The sequence below is a fragment of the Chitinophaga eiseniae genome, from assembly GCF_012641265.1.
GTDB lineage: Bacteria > Bacteroidota > Bacteroidia > Chitinophagales > Chitinophagaceae > Chitinophaga > Chitinophaga eiseniae_A.
This window is the reverse complement of record NZ_JABAHZ010000002.1, coordinates 235,000-254,011: the sequence shown is the minus strand read 5'-3', so window position 1 is coordinate 254,011 and position 19,012 is coordinate 235,000. Positions and strand designations below refer to the sequence as shown.

The following is a 19,012-nucleotide window of genomic DNA, read 5'->3' as shown; positions in this document are numbered from 1 at the left end:
TTATTTTTGTTAGGATGGACGGATACACAATTGTTATTTTAGTTTTTCTCGTACTGCTGGCGGGTTTCTTTTCTGGTATAGAAGCCGCCTTTGCCAATGTGAATAAATTGAGCATTGAGCTGAAAAAGAAGCAGGGACGGGCTACTGGTAAGATATTGGCCAGTTTGAATGAAAACCCTAGTCGTTTCCTGGCAACCAGCCTGGTGGGATTTACCATTACCGTAGTGATCTACGGCATTATGGTGGCGGGCGTCTTTCAGCCTGCCTGGGATTCTTTCATGGGCAAATCTGAAGCCGCTGGCCTGCAACCATTTGTTATTTTCATTGAGGTTATACTGGCCAGCCTGATCATGCTTTTCCTGGGTTTCTTTATTCCCAGGGCCATATTCAGGTCCAGGCCGGAAGCATTGCTCAGCTTTTTTGCATTGCCCATTTCATTAATTGCGAAACCGCTCTATGTAATAGGTAATGTACTCGTATCCATATCTGAGTGGATGCTGAAATACCTGTTTAATGTGCGACTGCTGGAAAACGGGGAATCCTTTACCCGTGTGGATGTAGAGCACTTCGTCAGGCAGTCGCAGCAGCACTTCGGTGAAAACAACCAGGACCTGAATACAGAGCTGTTTGAAAATGCATTGTCCCTGGCACATGTAAAAATCCGTGGCTGCCTTATTCCCCGCAAGGAGATTGAAGCCATGGAAATTCATCGTCCTATTAGTGATGCGCAGAAAAAATTCATGGATACCAAGCTTTCAAAGATTATCATCTACGAAGGCTCCATCGATAATATCCTCGGTTATATCCACCAGTTAGATATGTTCAAAAATCCGAAGGATATCAATTCCATTATCCATCCTATACTGGCTGTGCCCGAAACAATGAGCGCTATCGACCTGTTGAGTAAATTTAATAAGGAACGTAGAAGCATTGCCTGGGTAGTAGATGAATTTGGCGGAACAGCCGGGATTGTTACGATTGAAGATGTATTGGAAGAAATATTCGGCGATATAAAGGATGAACATGATGAGGAAGAGTTTGTAGAGAAGCAGATTGCCGAGAAAGAATATATTTTTTCAGGCAGATTAGAGCTCGATTACTTGAATGAAAGATATGGCTTGGATTTCCCGGAAGACGAAAGTGAAACGTTATCAGGGTATATAATCAACCACCACGAAACCATTCCGAAGATCAAAGAACGCATCATTATCGATGACTATGAGTTTGATATTCTGAATGTTACAGATACCCGGATCGAAATGGTGAAGATGAAAATGTTAGTGTAGGGGTTACTGTGAATCAGGTTGACTTATCAGATATTAATATGATATAATTATTTATTTAATACTAGTATTAACGAGTCAATAACAAATTAGCTAAAACGTTTTTAAAAAAAGTAGTAGGAATTTAACACGGATTGTATACATTTGCTCTAGATGATGTAACACAATGATTTGATTTTTGTTAAAAGGTTGTAAAAAAAGTGTTCCAACATTGATAATAAAATAATTCTTGTTATTTTTGTATTACAAAATAAAACGCAACCAGGAATTCTTACTTATACTGAACGCTTGCCATCAATTGGGTAAGTAGTTTAACTGGAAGCTAAAGACATTCTCGAATTCAACTTTTTTGGGGTTAACAAACAATGGATGAAAGGCCGGCTCTTGATTCTTCTCGGGCTGGCTCTTTTTTTTACCTACTTTTCCCTCTGTTTTCCCTTTATCCTCCTCACTTTATTTTTTCTCTCACATTTTACCGATCAATTACTTAAAGCAGCATTAAAATGCCAACGCTACTCTAATTTGTAGTATCCAACCGCTATATTTGTGATCCTTAATAGCAAACAGTTTTCAATATCGTTCGATCATATAAAGTATGTTAAAGAAATTTTTCTCAAGTAATGAGGACAAGGCAGAGATGTCTTTTTTCGACCACCTGGAAGATTTAAGGTGGCACCTCGTCAGATCGGCTTTGGCACTCGTGGCATTCAGCATATTTGGCTTCGTTTATACCCAGGAAATTATTGACAACGTTATTTTCGGGCCTACCAATGCCAACTTCCCTTCCTATATCGCCTTGTGCAAGCTGGGACACTGGGTAGGGCTGGGCAATCAGCTCTGTATTACGCCCGTAAAGGTGACGTTCCTGAACTATAAGATGGTAGGGCAGATTATGCTGCAATTCAGAATGGCATTTATTATCGGTTTTGTTTGCGCCTTTCCATACATCTTCTGGGAATTCTGGCGTTTCGTAAAACCAGCGTTAAAAGAAAGGGAATTGAGGGGCGCCAGGGGCGTAATCTTCTGGGTATCCTTCCAGTTCTTCCTGGGTCTCGCTTTTGCTTATTTTCTGATGTTGCCGTTTACTATTAACTTCCTGGCTTCCTATACGGTAACAACAAAAGCTGTTAACCAGTTTTTTATAGACGATTACATGGACCTGATGACGCAGATCGTGTTAGGTATGGGATTACTGTTTGAATTGCCGGTGCTGGTATTTTTCCTCACTAAGATTGGCATTCTTACCCCAGACTTCCTGCGGGCCTACAGGCGCCATGCTATTGTGGTGATCCTGATCCTGGCAGCTATTATCACCCCGCCCGACCTGGTAGATCAGCTGATCGTATTTACGCCTTTATACTGTCTGTATGAAATCAGTATCTTTATATCCAAAAAGGCGATGAGAGATCGTGAAGATAAGCTGGCGAAAACAGAGGCGGAAGAGTGGTCTTAATTATCTATAACTGTAAACAAAGTAACTGAAATGGAAAATACTATATTTAATCTTGCTCTGCCTGTAGCAATTGGCTCAGATCACGCAGGGTTTGAGTATAAGGAAGAGATAATTTCTTTCCTTGAATCCAAAGGTCTGCAGGTAAAAGATTATGGGACCTACTCCAAAGATTCTGTGGATTACCCCGACTACGCACACCCAGTAGCTACTGCGGTGGAAAGAGAACAGGCTGCATTTGGTATCCTGGTTTGCGGCAGTGCCAATGGTGTAGCTATCACTGCCAACAAGCATCAGGGCATCAGGGCGGCTATCTGCTGGGGAGAAGAATTGTCGAGGCTCGCACGCTCTCATAACAATGCCAATGTGCTGTGTATACCCGCCCGTTTTGTAGACATTCCGGTAGCTACACAAATGGTGGAAGTATTTATGGGCACCTCTTTCGAAGGGGGCCGCCACCAGGACAGGGTGCGCAAAATGGCCTGCCTGTAATGGTTTAACGCCATATATCAATTTTTGCTGTAACGAATACACGAAAATGTAGTAATATTAAAGAGCCGGCTTCCAACCGGCTCTTTTTATTTAGTATCCAGGTGATTGTTCAATAAAATCGTGCCTCATGCGGGTTGCAGCTACTGTTATTTGCTTATTCCTTTTGACTACTGTGCAGGCGCAGGTAGAAACCACTCCTGCTCCCGTAGAGAATCCCATTGCAGCAAAATATGGTCAAACCATTACCGCAGAAAAGCTGAGTAAACAGCTGCACATTATTGCAGGTCCGGGGATGGAAGGGCGGGAAACCACCACGGCAGGGCAGGAAAGAGCAGCAGCGTATATAGCAGGCCAGTTTGCCGCTGTAGGGCTTAAACCAGGCGCTAATGGCCAGTGGCAGCAATATTATCCGTTATATTCCGATAGCCTGGTAAACAGCAGCATTACCGTTCGGAATAAAACCTTTTTATATGGGCAGGACTTTCTTTCCGACCTCCGCGCCGGCGAGAACCAGGATATCAATATCTCCCAGATAATATATGCGGATCAGGGAATTGTGACGGGTGAATACAATGACTATCATAACCTGGATGTAAAAGGGCAGGTAGTGATGATCCGGGAAATGGTAAAACGCGGCACATACCGGGATAAAGGCAACCTGGACGAACGTATTGCAGCCGCTAAAGCCAGGGGAGCGGTAGCTGTACTGGTGATTTCTCCGTCTGCCGGCCGTTACCGGTCGCTGAATCAACAGAAGATTCGCATGACAGGGCTTTATTCTCAGAAAGATACGACCGCCCATCCCAATGTATATTTCATTACGCCCACGCTTGCTGCTGCCATTATTGGCGTAGATAGTAACGACCGTTTGTTGGAGGAGATAGATAAGGGCTTTAAGGTACCTTCCCTGATCAAAACGCCGGTACGTATTGTATTCGATAAAACCGCCACTATCTACCAGCCATCCAATGTACTGGCTTACCTGGAGGGCACCGATAAAAAAGAGGAGCTGGTTTTCGTGACGGCGCATTACGATCACCTGGGGAAACAGGGCGACGAGATTTTTTACGGCGCCGATGACGACGGCTCTGGCACCTGCGCAGTACTGGAGATAGCTGCCGCCTTCGCCCGGGCTAAACAAGCCGGTCATGGCCCACGCAGAAGTATGGTGTTTATGACAGTTTCCGGCGAAGAAAAAGGGCTCCTCGGATCGCAATACTACACCGAACATCCCATTTACCCGTTGCAGCAAACGGTTACCGATCTGAATATCGACATGATAGGGCGCATAGATCCGGCACATGAAAAAGATACCAACTACCTGTATATTATAGGCGATAATAAGCTCAGTTCGGCCTTACGCCCTATTAATGAGCGGGCTAACAATACCTACACCCATTTAAAACTGGATTATAAATACAACGATCCTAATGATCCCGAGGGCTTCTATTACCGGTCAGACCACTATATGTTTGCGCAGCATGGTATTCCCATCATTTTTTACTTCAATGGTACGCATGCCGATTACCATGCGCCTACCGATACGGTAGACAAAATCAATTATGACCTGCTCGCCAAACGGGCACAATTGGTTTTTTACACCGCTTGGGATATTGCTAACCGTGAGCACCGGTTGGTAATAGACCGTCATGAAAAATAACTTTATTATAGCTGAGCTCCCTATATTCCGGCTGCTGTACTGCCTTACAGGATAAGGAAAAACCTTTTTGTTTTTTTTAACAAAATTTTTTAAATTGTGTGTAGAGCAATCATTACTTAATGTATTGGTCTTTTGATTTGTATAAAGGGAATGTAGGGATTTGCAAGTGAGTATATCAGACCATTTTTTTGAGAGTCGGGCCCCCATCGAAATTTTTTAAGCTGTTGTTGTTCAATTCGGTATTTATAGGATCATGCGGATGCTATTGCTGGTAGGGTGTTGTTATGCGATGTTCCGCTATCTGTAACCAATAAACTTACCAGTATGGAAACACGTGCCACCTTTGCTTCAGAACATTACTACTCCGTAAGGCAGCCATGTGTAATGGTGAGACACCGATGTTGTTGCAAAAACACTTAAGTACATGCATTACTAAAATCTTGTTATTATTTCCTGGTTGTTCAGCATCTTGAAACGGAAAATGCTTATTGCACGCAATTGATAAACCCTGCCATTTAACAGCTGCTATCGTGAAACCTTAAACTGTGAATGCATGCATGACTTTTATAACGCTTATTGGTGGATCTTTTTGATAAGAGGGATTTTTGCTTTGATATTGGGGATACTGGCAATAGGTTGGCCTGGTGCTACTTTTGCTACATTGATTGTCTTTTTCGGCGCGTATCTTTTTATCGGTGGATTATTTGCAATAGTGGGAGCGATCGCAGCGCGCAAGACAAATGAAAATTGGAGCATATTTTTATTTTCGGGATTGCTGGGCGTTATATTAGGCTTCCTCACTTTTTACAATCCGTTTGCTACGGGAGCGGCGCTGATCTACCTGGTAGCATTTTGGGCTATGCTAGCCGGCTTGTTTGAATTAATTATTGCTATCAGGCTGAGGAAGATGATTACAGGAGAAGGATGGTATATAGCAGGAGGTTTGCTGACAATTATTTTTGGATTACTGTTGGTGGCTAACCCGGTTGCCGCCGCTGTAACGCTTACCTGGGTGTTTGGTATTTATGCGGTGATTACAGGAATAATGCTGGTTTCATTATCGTTCCGGCTTCGTAGTGGCAGGCGTTGAACTATAGCTGAAATAGAGGATCCAATACCCTGTTTACGATTTAAAATACCCCATATGCAAGTTTATTTTTTAACTAAAACTATTCCTGATGATAACCACCACACCTGATTAAGGCACCTGTTTTGCTGTTTTCAGGGTGTTGATACCGCCCTGTAAATAAAGCGCCACAGGTGCCGGTAGCAAACCGGAGGGAGCCCGATGTTTACTATGCTGCCTTATGTTGTCTCCCGGCCGTTTAACGGCTGTTACTGTAGTAATTGTGAATCATTTAAAGTTAACCGTTATGTCATCCACCGAATTCAATAGCTTATTACTTGGAAACGCCGATTTTCTGCGGCCCTACGCAGTTACCCTGACAAAAGATTCCGAATCTGCCAAGGATCTTTACCAGGAAACACTGTTCCGCGCGTTATCTAATCGCGATAAATACCTGGCTGGCACTAACATCCGCGCCTGGCTCTACACCATTATGCGGAACATTTTTATAAATAACTACCGCCGTGGTAACCGGCAGTACCGGTTGCTCGATAATGCGGTAGGCGACTACCTGTTGAGTCACCAGCCCTCTGCCATCGGAAATTTTGCAGAGTCCGACCTGCGGGTGAAAGATGTACAGATGGCGGTGTATAACTTGCCTGTAATCTTCAAACAGCCGTTCCTGTTGTACTTTGAAGGTTATAAGTATTATGAAATTGCCGCCATTCTCAATGAACCCCTGGGAACGGTGAAAAGCCGGATCCATTTTGCCCGTAAAATGCTGAAAACGCGCATTACCAGGCATTAAAGACCGCAACCGGCAGGATGAATAAACCCATTCAGGCTTTTGGATAACAGAAGTCTGCAAACCCTCAACAATACCATGGTTAGCGCTGCTAAAGGGACCGTGAACAACCCTGGTAAGCCTAAACGATTGTTATGTTGTACCCACATCTGAATTCCCTTCAGGTAAGCGACGTATCTGCTGTACGCCGGTTTGCAGGTTTCTGTTACCTGTTTTCAATACCCTCCAGGCAATAAGCACAATTCTTTGTTAAATAATCGGTTCCCCGGGGAGAATAGTATACAACTACCGGTTTTAAACCGTTACTTAGCGAACGATTCAATCATCTGCAGCTTTCCTACTATTACTGTACGCCGGCTCAACAATGCTTATTATGCCAAGAGTTACTTTCAACAACAAGAATGCTTTGTTTTTTCCGGCACTCAAATCGGCTGTGGAAGAGTATTTCAAGTCTAACAACATCGCAAAAACCGGAAACTGGAAGCTATACCTTAAAACGGCGATCCTCATCCCCGTTGCCATTTCGCTGTATATAGCCGTCCTGTTCATTCCCATGTCAGGCCTGCTTGCATTGACTTGCTGCGCTGTTCTGGGTTTTGTACTGGCCAGTATCGGGTTTAATGTCATGCATGACGCCTGTCATGGCAGCTATTCTACCAATAGCTGGGTAAACGATACTTTTGGTCTTACCCTCAATGCACTGGGAGGCAACGCCTTCATCTGGAAGCAGAAGCACAATATTATCCACCATACTTACACGAATGTAGACGGGCTGGACGACGACATCGCGAAAAGCCCGCTGATGCGGCAATGCAGCTCTCAGAAATGGGTGCCCATGCATCGTATTCAACACCTGTACGTGGTATTGATCTATGCTATTTCGTCGTTCGCATGGGTATTTATTATGGATTTTGTGAAATACCTGGGGCGTAAAGTCTACAAAACACCCCTGCAACCCATGAAAATAACTGATCATATGGTGTTTTGGGGGAGTAAAGTTTTATACGTCGGCTTTTATATTGTACTGCCTATTGTGCTCCTGGGCTGGAAAGCCTGGGCGGCTGGATTTGCAGTTATGCACGCAGTAATGGGTTTCACGCTCGCTATTGTATTTCAATTGGCGCATGTAGTAGAGGAAACAGAATTTGAAGCAGTAGGAGACGATGCTAAAGTAATTGAAAACGAATGGGCTATTCACCAGGTAAAGACTACCTCCAATTTTGCACCAGACCATAAAACGATTTCCTGGTTTTTAGGGGGACTGAACTACCAGGTAGAGCATCACCTTTTTCCACGGATCAGCCATGTACATTATCCGGCGCTCAGCAAAATTGTGGCAGCCAAATGTGCAGAGCACAATTTGCCTTACAATTGTATTCCCACTATGCAGGGAGCGGTAGTATCTCATTTCCGTTTTATGAAAGCATTAGGCGCAAAGCCATAAGATATTGACCCATAACGGTCGCCAGGGAACAGCGAAGAACAAATAACCGATTGTTCTTCGCTGTTTTTGTAAAAAGTTAACATTGATACGCGAAAACCCCACTTATCAGTTTATTCCTTAGCTCCTTTTTCGTACTTTTACACCCTTCTGAAATACATATCTTTCTACATATATAAAATATAAACAGCAGTCGTGATGAAGGCAAACTATTTAGACGAGCTTAACGAACAACAGCGGGAAGCAGTAATACATATCAACGGCCCTTTGATGATTGTAGCAGGCGCCGGTTCGGGAAAAACCAAGGTGCTTACCACCCGGATTGCACACCTGATGCGGAATGGAGTGGATGCGTTTAATATTTTGTCACTCACCTTTACCAATAAGGCTGCCCGCGAAATGAAAGAGCGTGTGGAAAAGATTTTAGGTGGCAGCGAAGCCCGAAATCTTTATATCGGTACCTTTCACTCGGTATTTGCCCGCCTCCTGCGTGGAGAAGCCCACCGGCTCGGTTATCCCAGCGATTTTACCATTTATGATACTGACGACGCCAAAAGCGTAATCAAAACAATTATCAACGAGCTGAATCTCGATGATAAACACTATAAACCCAGCTTCGTTTACAACCGTATTTCCGCTGCCAAAAACAGCCTGATGGCGCCGGAAGAATACCTGATGGACAACCTGGTGCAAACCGAAGATATGCGCGCCAACCGGCCCCTGATCGGTAAAATTTATGATATGTACGCCAAACGTACTTTCAAGAATGGTGCAATGGACTTTGACGACCTGCTGTTTAAAATGTATGTACTGCTCAAATCCTTCCCGGAAGTACTGCATAAATATCAGCATAAGTTTAAATATATCATGATTGACGAGTACCAGGATACCAACCCTGCACAGTATGAAATCATCAAATTACTGGGTGCTGTCAATGAAAATATTTGTGTGGTGGGAGATGATGCCCAAAGTATCTACTCCTTCCGCGGCGCTACTATTCAGAATATCCTCCAGTTCGAAAAAGACTATGATGATGTGAAAGTGGTAAAACTGGAACAGAATTACCGCAGTACCAAGTCCATCCTGAATGTAGCCAATGAAGTGATTGCCCACAATAAAGGACAGATCGAGAAAAATCTCTGGACAGATAACACGGAAGGCGATACCATTAAACTGGTACGCACCATGACAGATAACGAGGAAGGTAAATTTGTGGCAGATACCATTGCAGAACAAAAGTTGCGGAATCATTACGACAACCGCGATTTTGTGATCCTGTACCGTACCAATGCCCAGAGCCGTTCTTTCGAAGAAAGCTTACGCCGTAAAGCCATCCCATACCGTATTTTCGGAGGCTTGTCTTTCTACCAGCGTAAAGAAATCAAGGATTTCGTGGCCTATCTCCGCATTACCATGAATACCCGTGATGAGGAAAGTTTGAAGCGGGTAATTAATTACCCGGTACGTGGAATAGGTAAAACAACGATCGAAAAAACCATCGTGCTGAGTAATGAGCACAACATTACCATGTGGGAAGTGCTGGAAAGAGCCCGTGAATTTGGATTCAAAGGCGGTACGGTAGAAGCGATCGAGGCTTTTGTGGTGATGATTAAGAGCTTCCAGGCATTGCTGACTACGCATAATGCCTACGACGTGGCGGTAGGAGTGGGTAAATCGACCAACCTGGTAAAAGAACTCTTTAACGATAAAACTACGGAGGGGCTTGCCCGTTATGAAAACGTACAAGAACTCCTGAACTCCATCAAGGAATTTACCGAAACCCCCGATGAGGAAGGCGAACTGCTGGATAAGAGCATGGGCTCCTACCTGCAGCAAATTACCCTGCTGACCGATGCGGACCAGGGCAATGATGAAAATAGTGATGTGGTGAAACTGATGACCATTCACGCTGCCAAAGGGCTGGAGTTCCCGGTAGTATTTACCGTAGGACTGGAAGAAACCCTGTTTCCCAGTGGAATGTCTATCAATACCCGGGAGGAACTGGAAGAAGAAAGGCGTTTGTTTTATGTAGCCATCACCCGTGCCAAGGCGCGTTTGTGGCTTACATATGCCAACAGTCGTTACCGTTTCGGTAACCTGGTGCAGAATGAGCCGAGCCGCTTCCTGGAAGAGATGCCGGAGAAATTTATAGACCGCAGTTATGCCGGTGGAGGCAGTGTGCGTAATGCTTTTGGTGGAGGTAACACTTCGGGTTGGAGCAATAGCGGCAATATGTTTGACCGCATGCAAAGGAAAACGCCTGGCCAGCAACAACAACAGCAACAGCCGGTACAGAAGCCAGCGCCCAAGCCTACTTTTTCCGGAGCTACCACCCATGTGCCTTCAGCCGATTTTGCCCCGGATGATCCGGCAGGTATGGTGCCCGGCATGCAGGTAGAGCACCAGAAGTTTGGCTTTGGTACTATCACCGCTATGGAAGGCGCGCCAAACAACAGGATTGCTACCATCCTGTTCCCTAAAGGAGGTGGCGAAAAGAAAATTATGCTGAATTATGCCAAGCTGAGAATTGTGAAATAGCGGCATACGAGAGGTTAACTATATTTAAAGCTAACAGCTACATGCTATCAGCCATATTAAAACTCCGGCAGTTTTGTGCTTACCAGGAGAGAAGTCACCAGGAAACCAGGTATAAATGCCTGGAGCTGGGGCTAAGAGGAGAGGAGGTAGAAGAAGCTATCGCGGAACTGGTAGCCGAAAACTTCCTCAACGAAGAGCGGTTTGCCAGGGCCTATGCGGGCGGAAAGTTTCGCATCAAGCAGTGGGGCCGGAAGAAAATCCAGATGGAGCTAAAGCAGAAGCAGGTATCGGCCTATTGCATTAAGAAAGGAATGGAGGAGATAGAACCAGATGATTATGCCGCCGTACTGCTGAAGCTGGCGGATAAGAAATACCAGTCGCTCCGTAATGAAACAGCTATGAAGCGCCGGTATAAAACAATGCAATACCTGTTGCAAAGAGGTTTCGAATCGGAGTTAATCCAGGATGCACTTGAACAAATCGCAAAGAACGACGCTTAACGGGGCAATAATTTGAAAAGTTTCTAACCGGCCACGACTTAATTTTGTGATCACAATAACCGATAATGTCAGATCTGAAAGTAACACTTATACAGTCGCAATTGCACTGGGAAGATAAGGAAGCTAACTTGCGCATGTTTGATGAAAAAATCAACAGCATTACTGAAAGGACGGAAGTGGTTTTTTTACCGGAAATGTTTAGTACCGGGTTCAGTATGAAGTCCGCGCAGCTTGCTGAAACGATGGACGGAACTGCTGTTCAGTGGATGAAACGAAAGGCGGCTGAGAAGAATATTATTATTACAGGTAGTTTAATTATCGAAGAACACGGCGAATACCTGAACCGCCTGATCTGGATGTTGCCCAACGGTACCTATGGTACCTATGATAAACGCCACCTGTTTGGATATGCCGGTGAAAACGAACATTATACCCCCGGCAACAAACGTCTGATTGCACAGGTAAAGGGTTGGAAAATTAACCTGAATATCTGTTATGATATGCGTTTCCCGGTATGGGCCCGCAATACAATACAAGCCGATACCAATGACGCGGCTTACGACCTGTTGGTATATGTAGCTAACTGGCCGGAAAGGCGTAAAACAGCCTGGACTACCCTGTTGCAGGCGAGAGCTATTGAAAATCAATGCTTTGCCATTGGTGTGAACCGGGTAGGCAATGATGGAAACAATATCTATCACAGTGGCGAAACCAGCCTGATAGATCCAATGGGAGAAATTATCTACCGCAAATCGCACGATGAAGATGTATTTACGTATACGCTTCAACGTGAGCGGCTGGATGAGGTGAGGAAAAATATCCCCTTCCTGAAAGACGCCGACGCATTCACGATTTTACCGAAAGGATAACCCGGAAATATTCCCGGAACGCTGCTACCGGCGTATTACCGTCACAGCCGGAGGTTAAAGGCCCCGGCTAAAATAAAGCATATGTTATTACAGGCAGTCCATCACATCGCTATTATTTGTTCTGATTACAACCGTAGTAAAGTCTTTTATACCGATGTGCTGGGCCTGCAGGTAATCCGGGAAGTATACCGGGAAGAACGGGACTCCTGGAAACTGGATCTGGCACTGGATAACCAATACATTATCGAATTATTTTCCTTCCCGGACCCTCCTCCGCGGGTAAGTCACCCGGAGGCTTGTGGCCTGCGACACCTGGCCTTTGCCGTGGCAGATATCACTGCTGCAGTACAACAACTACAACAAAAAGGGGTGATTACAGAACCCGTCCGCATTGACCCGCATACCCAACAACGTTTTACATTTTTTACAGACCCTGATGGGCTGCCTTTAGAGTTATATGAAGTTGTTTCACACCTGTAAATGATATTGTATGCCTGTTACCTTCGTCAACGCCAGGATCTTTACTGGCGAAGAAATACTGGATAATCACGTACTGACCACCCACCAGGGAAAGATAACGACCATAGTGCCTGCATCGGAATACCAGGCCAGCGGCCATGAAACCGACTTGCAGGGAGCCTTGCTGGCCCCGGCCTTCATTGACTTACAGATATATGGTGGAAATGGAGAAGTGTTTTCCATGTACCCCTCGATCGCCTCGCTCGCAGGTACCGTGGCTTATAGCCGGGCCGGTGGCGCCGCATGGATTATGCCAACAGTAGCTACTATTGGCCCCGAAATTATGCTGGAGGCTATGAGAGCGGTAAGGGCCTATTGGCAACAGGGAGGAACCGGCGTGCTGGGACTGCACCTGGAAGGACCATTTATTAACCCGGCCAAGAAAGGCGCCCACCTGGAACAGTATATTCATTCGCCTACCCAGGAAGACATTAACTGGATCCTGGATAACGGTCGGGATGTAGTGAAGATCATCACCCTGGCGCCGGAATGCTGTGATCCGGAGTTGGTAAGACAACTTGAAGCAGCGGGTATCGTGGTATTTGCAGGACATAGCAATGCTACTTACAACCAGGCCTATACTGCTTTCAATAATGGTATCCACCATGCTACCCACCTTTTTAATGCCATGTCGCCGCTGGAAAGCCGTGCTCCGGGCATTGTAGGCGCTATTTATGATCATCCCCTCGTATGCGCCAGCATTGTGGCTGATGGCATACATGTGGATTTTGCATCTATCCGTATCAGCAAAAAGATGATGAAGGAACGCTTGTTCCTGATTACCGATGCGGTAGAGGAGAATAGGGCTGGTGGCTACATATATATCCGGGAGAAGGATCGTTTTGTAAGCGCTACCGGGGTACTGTCAGGTTCCTGCCTGACAATGACCCAGGCCGTGCGTAACTGTGTAGAGAAAGTAGGCATTCCGCTGGAAGAAGCCCTGAGAATGGGATCGCTGTACCCGGCAAGGGCAATAGGCCGGGAACAGGCGCTTGGACGCATTGCTGTAGGCTATGATGCGGCGCTGGTAGCCATCCACTCCAACTGGAGTACAACAGTATACTGTTAATAGCCCTATCTTCGCAGGATTAATCATACTGTATATCCACATGAGTGCACTACCTCAGTTTTTTAAAAAAGACCAGTATAAAAATCTGTTCCTGCTTTCCTGGCTGATCTTAGGCTTATTACAGGCCTGCTTCTCGGAGCTGTGGGATGATGAGGCATACTATTGGGTGTATTCGCGTCACCTGGATTGGGGGTATTTTGATCACCCGCCTATGATTGCACTATTGATCAAGATAGGCTATGGCATCTTTCATAATGAGCTAGGGGTGAGGTTGTTGATCGTAATCGTGAATACGCTCACACTATGGATTACCGCCAGGCTCATTGCATCAAAGGATAATAAACTGTTTTACCTGCTGATAGGCGCCATGGGCGCAATGCAGATTGGTGGGATATTGGCGGTGCCGGATGTACCGTTGATCTTTTTTGCGGCTGTTTACTTTTGGGTATACCGCAATTTTGTGAATGAACAAACCTGGAAGAATACCCTGTTACTCGGCGTTTCCATGGCGTTGATGTTTTATAGTAAGTACCATGGTGTGTTACTGGTATTTTTTACCTTCCTGTCGAATATCAATCTCATTAAAGTTTTCAAGTTCTATGTAGCAGTGATCATTACCACGATCCTGTTTTTTCCACATATTTACTGGCAGTATACCCATGGTTTCCCGTCCCTGCAATATCACCTGGTAGAGCGTAATGCCTCTTCCTACGACATCAGTTATACGCTCGACTACCTGGGAGGGCAACTATTGTTGTTCGGGCCTTTGCTGGGTTGGCTGATCCTGTATTATGCCTTCCGAAGCCCTATTCAGAATTCATTTGAGCGGGCGCTGAAGTTCTGTGTGATTGGGGTCCTGGCGTTTTTCCTGCTCAGTACCTTCAAGGGAAGGGTAGAGGCCAACTGGACGGTGATGCTGTTTACGCCAACGGTGATCCTGGCCCACCAGGCGATTGTAAGAAAAGGCTGGTCGCAGAAATGGTTGTTATACACCTTGCCGGTTACGCTATTGCTGGTATTGGCTACCAGGGTGTACATGATCTGGGACTTTATGCCTGGTGTAGAAATCAGGCCGGAAATTCATCACAACAAAGAATGGACTTCGCAGGTGGCGGCCCGTGCACAGGGACGGCCGGTCGTTTTTTTGAACAGCTACCAACTGCCATCTAAGTATATGTTTTATACCGGGCAGTTGTCTTATAGCCTCAATAGCCGCTATTCCCGCCGTAGCCAGTATAATTTCTGGGATACCGAAATACAATTGTGGGGAAAGCCCGCCATGATAGTATTTGACCCCGGATCAGGCATTCCTGTTACAGATAGTGTACGCACCATTTATGGTGTGTGGGACTATGATATGGTGCCTGCTTATTATTCCTATTCACTGATACAGTTAAAGCCGGCATTGAAGCAGATCAAGGCTAAGCGGGGAGAGCATATTAACGTGATGTTGCAGCCTAATAATGATTATCATCAACCCATCCGGTTGGATCGCAACAATGAGCCGGTGTTAGGATATGGGTTTACCACCAAAGATGAAGATTTACCACCGGTTAAATCGGCGATGACGCTGGAAAGGGCGGTGTTGCGCCGCTTAATAAACCTGGATGTGGTGATGCCGGACAAGCCGGGACATTACCAACTGAAGTTTTCTGTGTTTGCAGGAGACCTGCCTCCTACCCATAATAGTCCTGTGATACCGGTAATAGTAGAGAAATAAACAGATAAGGCGCACCAACGGTGCGCCTTATCTGTTTATAGCGTTGACGTAAACTTACTGTTTAAAGGCATTCCAGCCCTGGGCTACCAATTTAAATTTGTTACCGCCTTTGGTATGAATATGCGCTCCTTCTGAGATATCGGCCATATAGCCTATCACGCTGATTTGTTCGTTGAGTACAATTTTATCGTAGTCCTGTTGTTTCATGGTAAACAGCAGCTCATAGTCTTCTCCACCGCTCAATGCGCAGGCAGTAGGATCGAGGCCAAATTTCATGGCTATTTCCTTGCTTTCCTGGGCAATGGGAATTTTTTCTTCATAGAGTACTACACCCAGGTTGCTTTGTTTGGCAATATGGAGTATTTCGGAGCTGAGCCCATCGCTTACATCCATCATGGCAGTCGGTATAATTTCTTCCTGCTGAAGGAACTCAATAATATCTTTGCGGGCTTCCGGTTTCAGTTGCCGGCCTATGATATACGTCTGGCCTTCCAGGTCGGGCTTTACATCGGGGCTTTCGAGGTAAATTTTTTTCTCTCTTTCGAGGAGGGTGAGGCCCAGATAAGCGGCTCCGAGGTCGCCGGTTACGCAGAGCAGGTCGCCTTTTTGGGCGGTAGACCTTTTTACAAACTGGTCGGGCGTTACTTCTCCGATAGCCGTTACGCTGATGATAAATCCTTTCTGGGAGTTGCTGGTGTCGCCACCAACCAGGTCTACGCCGTATTTTTCGCAGGCGGCATATACGCCTTCATAGAATTCGTTGAGCGCCTCCAGGGAAAAACGGTTGGAGAAGGCAATGCTGATGGTAATCTGGGTAGGGATGGCATTCATGGCGTAAATGTCCGACAGGTTTACCACTACCGATTTATAGCCCAGGTGTTTCAGTGGGGTATACATGAGGTCGAAGTGAATGCCTTCTACCAGCATGTCGGTGCTGATCACGGTTTGTTTGCCGAAATGGTCAATTACGGCAGCATCATCGCCTACACCTAATACGGTGCTGGCATTTTGTATTTCTATGTTTCTGGTGAGGTAGTCTATTAAGCCAAACTCGCCCAGGTCCTGTATTTCAGTTCTTTCCTGTTCCATTATTTTCCGTTAACAAGATCTTGTAAGGCATCGTGGATGTGCCCGTTTGTAGCCAGTATTTCTTTTTGATAAGGAGAATATTTATTACCGGCAAAATCTGTTACCTTCCCTCCGGCTTCTTCCACAATAAGGAATCCTGCAGCTGAGTCCCAGGCATGCAGATGGTGCTCATAAAAGCCATCAAAGCGACCACAAGCCACCCAACATAAATCGATGGCAGCCGATCCAAGCCTGCGGATGGGAATTTGATCTTTAATTACCCGTTCAAATACAGCAAGTGGACTATTTTTCATTTCTGTCCACTTGTAGGCAAACCCTGTAACCAAGCAAGACTGTTTAAAGTCTGTTTTTGCTGAAACTTTAATAGGATTATCGTTCAACGTAGCCCCTTTCCCTTTTTCTGCCACAAACAACTCATTCATAAAAGGGTTGTAAACCGCTCCTAGTATCATTTCACCATCTTTCTCCACACCGATAGACACACAACAAAGGGGAATATGATGAGCAAAATTTACAGTTCCATCGATAGGATCAATGATCCATTTGTAAGATGAGGCTGTCTTTATTTCTCCAACTTCTTCACTTAGAATGAAATGGTCAGGATATTCGGCCTTGATAACTTCAATAATAGCTGTCTCAGATTTCTTATCTACTTCGGTAACAAGATCATTGAGCGTACTCTTACTAGTTACTTCAAAAGAACCATTAAAATATTGTTGCAATATTTTTCCACTGGCTTCAGTAGCTTTGAGTAAAGTTGTTTTTAGCATGGTGCAAAGTTAATTATGAATTGGGAATTAAAAATAATGAAAAAAACGCCTAGACATCTGATAATTTACATGTATAAAACACTTATTATTAATGTACAACCCAATATTCCGAATTATCAGACCCGTAATATTCAATATTCCACTTATTTTTGTAGTTCATTTTAAAGAAAGGGAAAGTTAATGGCCATCATAGGTAATCTTATTTCCAGGTCACTACGCATCAGGAAGAAGTTCACGTTTAAATTAGGAACACCCCGCCAATACCAGTTGCAGGTGCTGCATCGTTTGCTGGAGAAGGCTAAGGAGACAGAGTTTGGTCGTCACTACCAGTTTCAGGATATTCTGGACAGTCCCAATTTCATAGGGCAATACCGTGAAAAGATACCCGTACATAACTATTCCAAAATGCATTCGGAATGGTGGTATCGCTGCCTGGAAGGTGAAGCCAACGTAAGCTGGCCCGAGAAAATTAAGTATTTCGCCCTGAGTTCAGGTACTTCTGAGTCGGCGAGCAAGCATATACCGGTTACCAAGGCCATGCTGAAAACCGTGAAGAAAGTAGGGGTTAAGCAGCTGTATTCCATGGCTAACTTCAATATCCCACCCCGGTCCTTCGAGAAAGGGATCCTGATGCTGGGGGGTACTACTTCGCTATTCGAGAAGGGCGATTATTATGAAGGGGATATGAGCGGCATCCAGGCCAAGAATATCCCGAAATGGTTCCGCCGTTTCTATAAACCCGGAGGTAAAATATCACGTAAACCCAATTGGGAACAGCGTATTAAACTGATCGTCCGCAAGGCCAGGGAGTGGGACGTAGGTACTGTTTGTGGCGTACCTGCCTGGGTACAGATCGTACTGGAAGAAATCATTAAATACCATGGCGTAAAGAATATCCACGAAATATGGCCTAACCTGGCCGTATATATTCATGGAGGGGTATCTTTCGAGCCTTACCGCGATAGCTTCCAGAAGCTGCTCGGAAAGCCCATTGCGTTTATTGAAACGTATATGGCGTCGGAAGGATCTTTCGGATTCCAGGCCCGTCCCGGTACCCGGGGCATTAAGCTGGTGCTGAACGCCGGTATCTTCTTCGAATTCATTCCTTTTAATGAAGAAAATTTTGATGGGGAAGGAGAGGTAAAGCCCAATCCTAAATCGTACATGGTCAACGAAGTGGTAGAAGATGTGGAATACGCGGTGATGCTGTCGACCTGTGCCGGCGCCTGGCGCTACCTGATTGGAGATGTGGTGAAGTTTACTTCCGTGAAGGAACATGAAATTGTGATTGTAGGCCGTACCAAGCAGTTCCTCAGCCTTTGCGGGGAGCATATGAGTATCGACAACATGAACAAGGCGATAGATAATGTGCAAAAGAAAATGGGTATCACCATCAGGGAGTTTACCGTAGCTGGTTTTCCTTATGAGAACCTGTTTGCACATCGCTGGTATATAGGTACGGATACTCCTGGGGTAGATGCAGAAAAAGTACGGGAAATCATTGATCAAACCCTCAGCGAAGTGAATGATGATTATGCCGTAGAACGTTCTGCCGCCCTGAAAGAAGTATTTGTAGAAATACTGCCAAATGATGTATTCATTGATTACCTCCGTTGTAAGGGTAAAGAAGGCGCCATGAACAAGTTTCCACGTGTAATGAAAGGTGAGAAACTGAAAGACTGGGAGAATTTCCTGGTAGGCAAAACCGTTAAGAACTAAGTAGCACCTGTGATTCGGAAAT

16 protein-coding genes are annotated in these 19,012 nt (G+C 45.2%); 14 read left to right on the top strand and 2 right to left on the bottom strand.

What is annotated here, in order from left to right:
• Positions 1–14: 14 nt before the first annotated feature.
• The 13 genes from HGH91_RS08590 (at position 15) to HGH91_RS08530 (ending at position 15,412) form a co-directional block, all read left to right on the top strand.
• Positions 15–1,286 (top strand): hemolysin family protein, encoded by a 1,272-nt coding sequence (locus HGH91_RS08590; protein WP_168738062.1) that lies wholly within the window; start codon positions 15–17, stop codon positions 1,284–1,286.
• A 592-nt stretch (positions 1,287–1,878) separates the two neighbouring features.
• Positions 1,879–2,736 carry a twin-arginine translocase subunit TatC gene (gene tatC, locus HGH91_RS08585; RefSeq protein ID WP_168738061.1) on the top strand — a complete coding sequence of 286 codons (858 nt, stop codon included), beginning with the start codon at positions 1,879–1,881 and terminating at the stop codon, positions 2,734–2,736.
• A 30-nt stretch (positions 2,737–2,766) separates the two neighbouring features.
• Positions 2,767–3,225 (top strand): ribose 5-phosphate isomerase B, encoded by a 459-nt coding sequence (rpiB, locus tag HGH91_RS08580; protein WP_168738060.1) that lies wholly within the window; start codon positions 2,767–2,769, stop codon positions 3,223–3,225.
• Positions 3,226–3,352: 127 nt separating this feature from the next.
• Complete coding sequence (locus HGH91_RS08575; protein ID WP_168738059.1) at positions 3,353–4,885, top strand: M28 family peptidase; 1,533 nt, start codon at positions 3,353–3,355, stop codon at positions 4,883–4,885.
• 553 nt (positions 4,886–5,438) lie between these two features.
• Complete coding sequence (locus HGH91_RS08570) at positions 5,439–5,975, top strand: HdeD family acid-resistance protein (protein ID WP_168738058.1); 537 nt, start codon at positions 5,439–5,441, stop codon at positions 5,973–5,975.
• A 283-nt stretch (positions 5,976–6,258) separates the two neighbouring features.
• A complete protein-coding gene (locus tag HGH91_RS08565; RefSeq protein ID WP_145661225.1) occupies positions 6,259–6,759 on the top strand; it encodes an RNA polymerase sigma factor in 501 nt (166 codons plus the stop codon).
• 370 nt (positions 6,760–7,129) lie between these two features.
• Complete coding sequence (locus HGH91_RS08560) at positions 7,130–8,200, top strand: fatty acid desaturase family protein (RefSeq protein WP_168738057.1); 1,071 nt, start codon at positions 7,130–7,132, stop codon at positions 8,198–8,200.
• Positions 8,201–8,395: 195 nt separating this feature from the next.
• Positions 8,396–10,735 carry an ATP-dependent helicase gene (locus tag HGH91_RS08555; protein ID WP_168738056.1) on the top strand — a complete coding sequence of 780 codons (2,340 nt, stop codon included), beginning with the start codon at positions 8,396–8,398 and terminating at the stop codon, positions 10,733–10,735.
• 41 nt (positions 10,736–10,776) lie between these two features.
• Entirely contained in the window at positions 10,777–11,235 is a 459-nt protein-coding gene (locus HGH91_RS08550; RefSeq protein WP_168738055.1) for a regulatory protein RecX, read from the top strand.
• A 65-nt stretch (positions 11,236–11,300) separates the two neighbouring features.
• On the top strand, positions 11,301–12,104 hold the full coding sequence (locus HGH91_RS08545; RefSeq protein ID WP_168738054.1) for an amidohydrolase: 804 nt from the start codon (positions 11,301–11,303) through the stop codon (positions 12,102–12,104).
• Positions 12,105–12,185: 81 nt separating this feature from the next.
• Positions 12,186–12,584, top strand: coding sequence for a VOC family protein (locus tag HGH91_RS08540; RefSeq protein WP_168738053.1), 399 nt, complete (start codon positions 12,186–12,188; stop codon positions 12,582–12,584).
• Positions 12,585–12,594: 10 nt separating this feature from the next.
• A complete protein-coding gene (gene nagA / locus HGH91_RS08535) occupies positions 12,595–13,692 on the top strand; it encodes an N-acetylglucosamine-6-phosphate deacetylase (RefSeq protein WP_168738052.1) in 1,098 nt (365 codons plus the stop codon).
• A 40-nt stretch (positions 13,693–13,732) separates the two neighbouring features.
• Positions 13,733–15,412, top strand: coding sequence for an ArnT family glycosyltransferase (locus HGH91_RS08530; RefSeq protein WP_168738051.1), 1,680 nt, complete (start codon positions 13,733–13,735; stop codon positions 15,410–15,412).
• Positions 15,413–15,466: 54 nt separating this feature from the next.
• Here the strand turns inward: HGH91_RS08530 and thiL are convergent, their stop codons facing one another.
• A complete protein-coding gene (gene thiL / locus HGH91_RS08525) occupies positions 15,467–16,501 on the bottom strand; it encodes a thiamine-phosphate kinase (protein ID WP_168738050.1) in 1,035 nt (344 codons plus the stop codon).
• A complete protein-coding gene (locus HGH91_RS08520; RefSeq protein ID WP_168738049.1) occupies positions 16,501–17,271 on the bottom strand; it encodes an inositol monophosphatase family protein in 771 nt (256 codons plus the stop codon). The genes thiL and HGH91_RS08520 overlap by 1 nt, the downstream gene beginning before the upstream one ends.
• A gap of 180 nt (positions 17,272–17,451) precedes the next feature.
• Between HGH91_RS08520 and HGH91_RS08515 the strand changes: the two genes are divergently transcribed.
• Positions 17,452–18,990 carry a GH3 auxin-responsive promoter family protein gene (locus HGH91_RS08515; protein ID WP_168738048.1) on the top strand — a complete coding sequence of 513 codons (1,539 nt, stop codon included), beginning with the start codon at positions 17,452–17,454 and terminating at the stop codon, positions 18,988–18,990.
• The last annotated feature ends 22 nt before the right edge of the window (positions 18,991–19,012 follow it).

Bases quoted from the DNA above. Each gene is read 5' to 3' on its own strand.
- HGH91_RS08590 (WP_168738062.1), top strand. From the start codon at position 15: ATGGACGGATACACAATTGTTATTTTAGTTTTTCTCGTACTGCTGGCG.
- tatC (WP_168738061.1), top strand. From the start codon at position 1,879: ATGTTAAAGAAATTTTTCTCAAGTAATGAGGACAAGGCAGAGATGTCT.
- rpiB (WP_168738060.1), top strand. From the start codon at position 2,767: ATGGAAAATACTATATTTAATCTTGCTCTGCCTGTAGCAATTGGCTCA.
- HGH91_RS08575 (WP_168738059.1), top strand. From the start codon at position 3,353: ATGCGGGTTGCAGCTACTGTTATTTGCTTATTCCTTTTGACTACTGTG.
- HGH91_RS08570 (WP_168738058.1), top strand. From the start codon at position 5,439: ATGCATGACTTTTATAACGCTTATTGGTGGATCTTTTTGATAAGAGGG.
- HGH91_RS08565 (WP_145661225.1), top strand. From the start codon at position 6,259: ATGTCATCCACCGAATTCAATAGCTTATTACTTGGAAACGCCGATTTT.
- HGH91_RS08560 (WP_168738057.1), top strand. From the start codon at position 7,130: ATGCCAAGAGTTACTTTCAACAACAAGAATGCTTTGTTTTTTCCGGCA.
- HGH91_RS08555 (WP_168738056.1), top strand. From the start codon at position 8,396: ATGAAGGCAAACTATTTAGACGAGCTTAACGAACAACAGCGGGAAGCA.
- HGH91_RS08550 (WP_168738055.1), top strand. From the start codon at position 10,777: ATGCTATCAGCCATATTAAAACTCCGGCAGTTTTGTGCTTACCAGGAG.
- HGH91_RS08545 (WP_168738054.1), top strand. From the start codon at position 11,301: ATGTCAGATCTGAAAGTAACACTTATACAGTCGCAATTGCACTGGGAA.
- HGH91_RS08540 (WP_168738053.1), top strand. From the start codon at position 12,186: ATGTTATTACAGGCAGTCCATCACATCGCTATTATTTGTTCTGATTAC.
- nagA (WP_168738052.1), top strand. From the start codon at position 12,595: ATGCCTGTTACCTTCGTCAACGCCAGGATCTTTACTGGCGAAGAAATA.
- HGH91_RS08530 (WP_168738051.1), top strand. From the start codon at position 13,733: ATGAGTGCACTACCTCAGTTTTTTAAAAAAGACCAGTATAAAAATCTG.
- thiL (WP_168738050.1), bottom strand. From the start codon at position 16,501: ATGGAACAGGAAAGAACTGAAATACAGGACCTGGGCGAGTTTGGCTTA.
- HGH91_RS08520 (WP_168738049.1), bottom strand. From the start codon at position 17,271: ATGCTAAAAACAACTTTACTCAAAGCTACTGAAGCCAGTGGAAAAATA.
- HGH91_RS08515 (WP_168738048.1), top strand. From the start codon at position 17,452: ATGGCCATCATAGGTAATCTTATTTCCAGGTCACTACGCATCAGGAAG.